Raw genomic sequence first — 8,862 nt, forward strand, 5'->3', positions numbered from 1 at the left:
ATCGGGTGTGGCCTAGACGAGAGATAGATTGGCGAGACTAGCGTTCCATCCCCGGACGGAGGCCCAGCAGGCGCTCTGCCTCGGCCACCGCTCCCGGCATGGCTTCCGCCAACTCGACTGTCTCCCGCTCACTCCAAGAGAGCTCTTGGAGAGCCGTCGCATCCGGGGAGCAGGGCAGGCCGTCCATGTCTGCACCGATGCCGGCCATGAGCGCCGCTGTGTTGGCGATGTGGATGGCGAAGGCCAGACGTCTGGCTGCTCCGGCTCGCGCTGGTGCGTGGTGCCAGGCTACGGCCTCGACGATGTGTTCGGGCAAGTTCCAGCCGCTGAGCACGGCGGCGCTCACTTGGGCGTGATGATGGCCTAGTAGCCGGTACTCTACTTCCGTCCAGTCCACGCCCGGCTCTTCCTCGACGGCCGCCCGCCACTCGGGTTTTCCATCGAGCAGCAGGTCCAGCACCAGTTTGCCCACGTCGTGGAAGAGGCCAGCCACGTGGGCTTCCGATGCTGGAGCCAACCCGCGGGCGCTGGCGATCCGCTCCGCGCCTTCCGCCACGGCCACTGAGTGCCGCCAGAGGCCGCGCGGCTCCAAGGAGTAGGCGGGCAGGGCACACGACAGCCAGGCGTGCGCCGCTAGGCCCACCACCGCCTTGCGCACTGTCTCGAAGCCCAGGTAGGCGATGGCCTCGTCGAGGGAGCCGATACGCCGGGGGAGACCGTAGTAGGCCGAGTTTACCATCCTCAGGAAGTGGCCGCTCAGGGCTTGATCCAGCGATAGCACCTGAGCTAGCTCCGAGCGGTGAGACTGAGGGTCGCGAGTAAGCTGCAGGGCCCGGATCAGCGCCTGCGAGAGGGGCGGGATCTGTCGCAAGGCCCGGGGGATCTCGATGGCGGCCACCTTCATGCCCACCTCCGGCAGTCGCTTGGCTGGGGCCATCGAGGTTGCCTCGGCTGGGGAAGCGACCCAGTCCTTGTGTAGCAGGGTTGGGGGCCTGTGGCAGCGCCCACTGCACCTCCAGGTGTGTGCGGTCGGAGATCACGTCGCCGGTGGGCTCTGCCCCAGCCCGGCTGCGGGCGACGCCACGGCCACCGAGCGACCCCCCGCCGGCCGGAGGGCCGACTGTCGCCGAGCCGCTGGGGTAGTATCGGCAGGAACGGCAGATGCTTTACAGTCTCCAGCGGGGCGGCTGGCTGGACCGGCGCCGCGTGGCGCCCTACACTCGGCCCATGAGACTATTGCCCCCGGGGGATGTGCCATGGCAGCCGATCTGAGACTCACCTTCCGACAGCAGACTCCCAAGACGACCGGACGTACCGGATGGTGCGTGCATGAGTTCGAGGCTATCTGGCCCGCCGGTCAGACGGCCTTCGTCGTGGTGGACATGTGGGACACGCACTGGTCCTGGGGCGCCACCGAGCGGGTGAACGTCCTGGCGCCGCGGATGGACGCCGTGCTCAAGGCGGCCCGGAAGAAAGGTGTCCTCATCGTGCACGCCCCGTCGGACACTATGGACTTCTACCGGGGTCACCCGGCGCGGGAATGGGTGCTGTCGCTGCCCCTGGCAGAGCTGCCTGCGCCGGCAGAGCACGACGACCCGCCCCTGCCCATAGACGACTCCGACCACGGGTCAGACACGGGCGAGCCGACCTGGAGCCGCCCCTGGACGCGTCAGCACCCTGCCATCGAAATCGCCGAGGGGGACGCCATCAGCGCCGACGGGCAGGAGCTCTACAACATCGTGGCCGCCCGGGGGATCAGGAACGTGATCTACGCCGGCGTGCACACCAATATGTGTGTGCTGAACCGCCCCTTCGCCATCAAGCAGGCGGTGCGCTGGGGCCTCAATGTGGCCCTGGCCCGAGACCTGACCGACACCATGTACAACCCCATGCGGCCGCCCTACGTGAGCCACGAGGAAGGGACGGCGCTGGTGATCGGTTACATCGAGAAGTTCTGGTGCCCCACTTTCACCAGCGACGACCTGACGGCGGAGCGGATGCGACAGTAGAACGCTGATGACGCTGACACCACGCTGAATTGCGCTGATAGGTAAGGAGACAGTGATGAAAGCTCAGCGCAGATCAGCGTCTCATCAACGTCATCGGCGTTCCACTTGCCTACTACCTTCCCACGTCCTCGAACTCACCCACCGAGGGGGCTATGGGCCAGTGCAGACCGCGCTGGCCGGAGAGGCCGCGGTTGGGGCCGGGCGCGAAGGGGCGGGCCGGGACCCCTACTAGCTTGCCTTCCTGCACCCAGGCCTCGTCGCCGTCGTGGAGTTCTTGGATGAGCGCGGCCGTCAGCCGCTCCTTGATGTCCTGGTGCTCGGGCGATTGGCTGAGGTCGTGCAGCTCCTTGGGGTCGTTCTCCATGTCGAACAGCTGGGTAACGTTGCCCAGGGGGTAGTATATCAGCTTGTAGCGCCGATCGCGGACCATGCGGGTGGCGCGGGCTCCATTGGAGATCTCCCCAAAGAGGTAGTCCCGTCTCTGCTCACCCACCATAGAGATGCCCTCGACGGTGTCGGGGATGGGCAGCCCGGCAAGGTCCAGAAGCGTGGGCATGACGTCCTGCAGACCCACCAGCCGATTGTCCACCCGGTGATGACCCACGCGCTCGTCCCCGGCCGTGCCCAACAGGATCATGGGCACGCGGGCGGAGTCCTCGTAGAACCAGCGCTTCTGCCAGAGCCCGTGGGTACCCAGCAGGTCCCCGTGGTCCGAAGTGAACATAATGATGGTGTTGTCCAGCAGTCCTTCCTCCCTGATGGCCCCGATGACCACCCGGATCTGGTGGTCAATGTGGGTGCAGAGGGCGTAGAAGGCTCGCCTGGCTCCTCGAATCTCGGCCTCGCTCAGACGGCTCCACTGCTCGCGGAACTCCCGCAGCGCTGGCGGCAGAGTGGCCTCGTTCTGGGCCCACTCGCCCGCGAAAGGCATGTCTATCTCCACATCGCGGTAGATCTCCAGGTAGGCCTGGAGGGGAGCCAAGGGCGGATGGGGGTGGCAGTAGGATAGGTACCACAGGCTAGGACGGGTGGGATCGCGTCGCTTGATGAAGCGCACCATCTCCCGGGTGGTCCAGTTAGTGACGTGGCAGTACTCGGGCAGATGCCAGGGGCGCCACAGGTACTCGTTGTTGCACATGCCGTGGGCGAACTGCTGGCCGGCGTATCCCTGGTCTCCCAGGAAGAGCTCGTAGTCGTCCACCACGCCGAACTGAACCCGGCCCTCCTCGCCCAGCATCACGTCGTCGAAGCCGATGCGGTTCCGCTGAGGGTAGACATGCATTTTGCCCGAGGCGTAGGCCTGGTACCCGGCGTCGCGGAAGGTCTGGGCCAGCGTGGGGACGTCGGGCATGAGCATCCGGTCGGTGTAGACCCGGTCGCCGTGGGTGCGAGGGGTGGTGCCGGTCATGAGGGTGCGGCGGGCAGGGATGCACACCGGGCACTCGGAGTAAGCCTGGGAGAAGAGGACGCCATTGCGGGCCAGCTGATCGAGGGTGGGTGTGAGGAGCGAGAGATGGCCCTCGATGCCCAGGTGCGAACCTGCCCAATGGTCGGTGCAGATCAGCAGTACGTTCGGTCGGTGCGGCATGATGCAGGTGTCTCCTTAGTAGTGGATGACGGGCAATGCATAGTGGGTAGTAGCCGTCAAGTGTTGACCAGCCCTGACCCACTAAGCACTGCCCACGTCCTCTAGCTCTCGTCCTTCACGAAGATGGACAGGAGGACGCTGACGATGCTGACGACGATGCTGCCCAGCAGGGCGGCCCAGAAGCCCTGCACGGCGAAGTCAATGCCCAGGCTGCCGCCGATGGCGCTGGCCAGCCAGAGCATGAGGGCGTTGATCACCAGCGTGAACAGGCCCAGGGTGAGGGCTACCAGAGGGCAGGTGAGGGCGGCGACGATGGGACGGATGAGGGCATTCACCAGGCCAAAGATGAACGCCATTCCCAGCATACCTAGAACCCCATTCTCGTAGCTGATGCCGGGCACGATTTGGACTGCCACCCAGAGGGCTACGGCAGTGATGACCAGGCGAGTGAGAAACCTCATTAGCGACCTCCTGAGCCTGAAACAAAAGAGGCTAACGTGCCGGCCGGGCGCCGGCCCGCCGCCATTATACGCGAATGGCGGCAGACGGCCACCGCGTCGGGGTAGGCGCGGGGCCAGGGCAGGCACAGTGGCCTGCCCCTACCACGGGACAACGCGGTTGGGGCGGCGCCCGGCCGCCCGGCTCTGGGCAGTCGGGTGCATCTCGTCTATCATGGCTGCCGACCAAAGCGATCAATCCCGTCTCGCCGGACGGGGAAGGATGGTAGGACAATGGACAAAGTGCGGTTCGCATTCGTCGGGTTTCGCCACGGGCACATCTTCAGTCTCTATGACCTAGCCCGGAGTCGGGAGGACGTCGAGGTGGTGGCCGCCTGCGAAGAGGACGAGGCTACCCGCTCCGGGCTGGCCCAATCCGGCCGGGTGCAGATCACCCACTCTTCGTACCGGGAGCTGCTCGACTCCGTCGCCTGCGACGTGATTGCGGTGGGAGACTACTACGGCAAGCGGGGCGGCATCATCATCGAGGCCTTGCGCCGCGGCAAGCACGCCATCGCCGACAAGCCCATCTGCACCTCTCTGGGGGAACTGAACGAGATCGAGCGGCTGGCGAAGGCCGGGAGGCTGGCGGTGGGCTGCCAGTTGGACATGCGCAACGGCGGCACCATGCTGGAGACGCGGAGGTTGGTGCGGGCCGGCGAGATCGGCGAGGTGCACGTGATCGTGGTCACCGGTCAGCACCCTCTGCTCTATGGCACTCGGCCGGGCTGGTACTTCGAGCCCGGCAAGCACGGTGGCACCATCAATGACATCGGCATCCACGCCGTTGACGCCATCCCCTGGATCACGGGGGAGACCTTCGTCCGGCTGGAGGCGGCTCGAGCCTGGAACGCCCGCCTGCCTCAGGAACCCAGCTTCCAGGACGCGGGGCAGTTCATGGCTACGCTCAGCAACGGCTGTGGGGTGCTGTGTGACGTCTCCTATCTCTCGCCCGACAAGATGGGATACCGGATGCCTCAGTACTGGCGCATGATGTTATCGGGGTCGAAGGGGCTGCTCGAGGCCATCCCCACCGCCAACCAGGTGATCGTGTACCGCAGTGACGCCGAGGAACCGGAGGTGATCGCCACCGGAGTGGGCAACCGTGGGGGCTACCTGGAATCGTTCCTAAGGGAAGTCCGGGGCGATACTGCTGGCGTTGACCTCAGCTCGGCGGAAGTGCTCGCCGCCAGCCGCGTCGCCCTCACCATTCAGCAGGCGGCCGATCAGGGTCAGACGCAGGTGAAGCTGTCGTAGATGCCTGTCCTGGGAGCGGCCGCGGTAGCCGCTCCCGCCGGGGGCGCAGCGGGACGAGGGGGAGCGGGAACCGGGCTTGGCTCGTAAAGCCGGGGCCAGGCCCGGACTGCACTGGATCATCCCCAGCCGGCCGTAGAGCCTGCCCTGAGCGAAGCGAAGGGGCCGGCTTCGCCTCTCTAGCACGCGGCTTCAGCCCGTGCTTCCTGGCCCCAGGAACGCCGTCCGTCGTCCGCTCAGTAGATGAACGGTATCAGGAAGTACGTGTCCCGCACGTAGCCCTGCCACCGCTCGCCGAACTGCCTGGCGATGGCAGCTTCCTCTAGCCGGGCGCGGTAGATGGACAGGGGGAGGAACAACACCAGGGTAGCCACCACCCCCCAGAGGCTGTGTAGCGCCAGAGCCAGGCCGACCAAGCCGATGATCACGCCCAGGTAGAGCGGGTGCCGGACGTAGCGGTACGGCCCCACCTCCAGGAATGTCTCCGAGCGGAGCTCGATCATGCCCAGGGCTTCCAGGCGCAGGTAGGCCAGCGCCCAGGCGAAGATGGCGAAGCCGGTGGCAAAGAGGACAATGCCCAGCGTCGTGCTCGTGGACGCCGACAGCAGCGACTGGGTCTTGGCCGCCAGGCTAATGAGGACGACGGCTATGAAGGCGGCGATGTGGGCTAAGCTGATGAGTTGGTCTCGCTTCACTGGGCTCGCTCCGCGCTGACTCTGAGCTGCGTCTCTCCGGTGGGGACGGCGGCGACTCTGCTAGGGCCGGGCATGGCCCCCGTCATGCTCCGTCTGCAGTTGAGGTGGGCGCCGGGCCGGCGCTCACTTGAGGCGGCTCAGCCATTCGTCTAGGTCGCGGGCGAGTACCTCGTTAGTGGGCCGCACGGCTTCGGCGTAGGCGGCCAGCGCCTTGCGCGCCGCCGGGTCGCGCCCGGGCCGCAGGACGAAGTAGTCTCCCTCGAGTTCCTCCCCGGTGTCGGTCTTGCGCACGCGGTACTTGTCGTACAGTCCCTTCGGTTCTCCCATTTCTGCACCTCTAGCATTGCGGCTAACCTAGAATGACCCAGCCTCGGGTCGCTTCGCTCCAGGATAGTACTGATCTGGCGGTTTCTGTAAAGCGCCAAGCGTCGACCGGCTGGGCTGGGCAGGAATAGCCCCGCTCCCCCCGGGCAGTCGACGACCGTGGGCGCAGGTTGGTCGGGCCAAGTTGGGACGTGCGCCTCGCGCGTGGGCGCGCGAACTCCTCAAGTGGAGCATCGCCCAGAGCGGGGCTGGCCTCCTCGCGGGCTGGCATCAGCGGCGGCCGTGCTTCTGTCGTGCCATGATGCCTGGAGTGGGGACGAGAGAGATGGTCAGACAGCTCACGCGAATCCCTCTCGATGAGTTTCCGGGCAGTCGACGACCGTGGGTGCAGGTTGGTCGGGCCGAGTTGGGACGTGCACCTCGCGTGTGGGCGCGCGGACTCCTCATGGGGGTGACGGGCGTGTGGCGCGTCGACTCCCTAGGTTGTGTGGGGTTGGCTCCGCGGTACCGTCTGCTCCGTCCTGGACCGGCTTTGCCCCTCTGCGTCCTTGCGTGAGGCTGAGCGTGCAACGGAGCCACCGCCATTTGCCACGCCGGCTGCTACCGTGCTAGATTGTGCCACTTTGCGAAAGGAGGTGCGCCGGGTGAACAACCGCTTCGCCCCGTGCGGCGTGCAGGTGGGTCTCGCACGTGTTCGGGGGACGAGTGCACCCTCCGTCAGGGGTACAGATCGGTAGCTGATCCGATCTGACACCAGGCCACCCCAGGCCACGGGCGCACGACCAGCCCCGTGGCCTTTTCGCGTGTTGCGAGCCGGTCGCGGGGTCCATCGCGATCGGCTCCTCTCGTTTCAGTCAGGTTGGAGTGGCACTCGGTGAAGACGTCCATCGCCCGTTACCTCGAACTACTGGGCCGATACCTGGGGCCTCACCGGCTCAAGGCCGGCGCCCTGGGCGCTCTGCTCCTGGGCAGCACCGGCCTGCAGTTGATCAGCCCCCAGATCGTGCGTGGCTTCATAGACGCCGCCCAGGCCCAGGCGGACAGCGGCAGGCTGGCCCTGGCCGCCCTGGCGTTTTTGGGCGTCGGCCTGGCCAACCAGGGGTTCTCTCTGATGGTGGCCTACCTGAGCAACGACGTGGGCTGGCTGGCCACCAACGAGCTGCGGGCCGACTTGGTGGCGCACTGTCTCTCGCTGGACATGCCCTTCCACAAGGCACATACCCCGGGCACCATGATCGAGCGCATAGACGGCGATGTGCTCTCACTGGCGAACTTCTTCTCCCAGTTCGTCGTGCGACTGCTGGGCAGCGCCCTGATGCTGTTGGGCATCCTGGTGGTCCTCTTCCTGGAAGACTGGCGGGTCGGTGCCGGCCTGGCTCTCTTCGCCCTGGCATCGCTGGTGATGCTGGCCAAGGTGCGATCCTTCGCCGTGGGCGCCTCGGCCGACGAGAGGGAGGCCAGTGCCAACCTATTCGGCTTCATCGAGGAGCGGCTTATAGGGCTGGATGACATTCGGGCCAATGGTGCCGGCGCCTACGCCATGCGCCGCTTCCATCAGGTGGTGCGCGACTTCACCAGCCTGACCGTACGCGCCTGGATGCGGCGATCGGTGATCTGGGTCCTGTCCATGGGGCTGTTCGGCGCCGGGCGGGTGCTGGCGCTGGGGCTGGGAGCCGCCCTCTACCTCTCCGGAGCCTTCACTATCGGCACCGTGTACCTGGTCAGCTATTACATGCTCATGCTCTTCCGGCCCATCGAGCAGCTGACCCAGCAGCTGCAGGACCTGCAGAAAGCCGTGGCCAGCATCGGCCGGGTGACCGAGTTGCTGCAGAGCGAGCGGACCATCCTCGACGGCAGTGGAGCACCGCTGCCGGACGGAGCGCTGGGGCTGGACTTCGACGGCGTGTCCTTCATCTACGAGGACGGCGACGAGCCCGTTCTGACGGAGCTGAGCTTCCGCCTGGAGCCGGGGCGCAAGCTGGGCTTGCTGGGGAGGACCGGCTGCGGCAAGACTACCCTGAGCCGCCTGCTCTTCCGCCTGTACGACCCGTCGGCCGGGGCGGTGCGGCTATCGGGGCGGGAGGTCAAGGGCCTCAGGCTGGAGGACCTGCGTCGAAGGGTGGGCATCGTCACTCAGGACGTGCAACTGTTCCAGGCCACGGTGAGGGACAACCTCACCCTGTTCGATCGCACGGTGCCGGAGGAGCGGCTGCTGGGCGTGATCAAGGACCTGTGCCTGTCGCAGTGGCTCGCCTCGCTGCCTCAGGGGCTGGATACCAGGCTGGGCGCCGGCGGGCGGGGCCTCTCTGCCGGCGAGGCCCAGGTACTGGCCCTGGCGCGCGTGTTCCTGCGCGACCCCGGTCTCGTCATCATGGATGAGCCTTCCTCCCGGTTGGACCCTGCTACCGAGGCCATGGTCGAGCGGGGCATCGAGCGGTTGCTGCAAGGCCGGACGGCCATCATCATCGCCCACCGGCTGGCGACGGTACAACGGG

7 protein-coding genes and 1 pseudogene are annotated in these 8,862 nt (G+C 66.6%); 3 read left to right on the plus strand and 5 right to left on the minus strand.

What is annotated here, in order from left to right; all coding sequences use genetic code 11:
- Positions 1 to 37 precede the first annotated feature (37 nt).
- Positions 38 to 937, minus strand: coding sequence for an HDOD domain-containing protein (locus HPY83_15255; protein ID NPV09303.1), 900 nt, complete (start codon positions 935 to 937; stop codon positions 38 to 40).
- A 319-nt stretch (positions 938 to 1,256) separates the two neighbouring features.
- Between HPY83_15255 and HPY83_15260 the strand changes: the two genes are divergently transcribed.
- Positions 1,257 to 2,009 (plus strand): isochorismatase family protein, encoded by a 753-nt coding sequence (locus tag HPY83_15260; protein NPV09304.1) that lies wholly within the window; start codon positions 1,257 to 1,259, stop codon positions 2,007 to 2,009.
- 112 nt (positions 2,010 to 2,121) lie between these two features.
- On the opposite strand, the gene HPY83_15265 is transcribed toward HPY83_15260, so the two are convergent.
- Complete coding sequence (locus HPY83_15265) at positions 2,122 to 3,597, minus strand: sulfatase-like hydrolase/transferase (protein ID NPV09305.1); 1,476 nt, start codon at positions 3,595 to 3,597, stop codon at positions 2,122 to 2,124.
- Positions 3,598 to 3,698: 101 nt separating this feature from the next.
- The gene (locus HPY83_15270) at positions 3,699 to 4,058 is read right to left on the minus strand and encodes a phage holin family protein (GenBank protein ID NPV09306.1); all 360 of its coding nucleotides are present in this window, start codon (positions 4,056 to 4,058) and stop codon (positions 3,699 to 3,701) included.
- Between the two features lie 270 nt (positions 4,059 to 4,328).
- Here HPY83_15270 and HPY83_15275 point away from each other — a divergent pair, with 270 nt between their 5' ends.
- On the plus strand, positions 4,329 to 5,351 hold the full coding sequence (locus HPY83_15275; GenBank protein NPV09307.1) for a Gfo/Idh/MocA family oxidoreductase: 1,023 nt from the start codon (positions 4,329 to 4,331) through the stop codon (positions 5,349 to 5,351).
- 233 nt (positions 5,352 to 5,584) lie between these two features.
- Here the strand turns inward: HPY83_15275 and HPY83_15280 are convergent.
- Both HPY83_15280 and HPY83_15285 read right to left on the minus strand, forming a co-directional pair.
- Positions 5,585 to 6,091: pseudogene (locus HPY83_15280) on the minus strand (isoprenylcysteine carboxylmethyltransferase family protein).
- A 75-nt stretch (positions 6,092 to 6,166) separates the two neighbouring features.
- Positions 6,167 to 6,370 carry a hypothetical protein gene (locus HPY83_15285; GenBank protein ID NPV09308.1) on the minus strand — a complete coding sequence of 68 codons (204 nt, stop codon included), beginning with the start codon at positions 6,368 to 6,370 and terminating at the stop codon, positions 6,167 to 6,169.
- A gap of 856 nt (positions 6,371 to 7,226) precedes the next feature.
- Between HPY83_15285 and HPY83_15290 the strand changes: the two genes are divergently transcribed.
- Positions 7,227 to 8,862: ABC transporter ATP-binding protein (locus tag HPY83_15290; GenBank protein NPV09309.1), on the plus strand; the 1,636-nt coding region annotated here is incomplete at its 3' end.

This window comes from Anaerolineae bacterium (assembly GCA_013178015.1).
Taxonomy (GTDB): Bacteria; Chloroflexota; Anaerolineae; order DRVO01; family DRVO01; genus Ch71.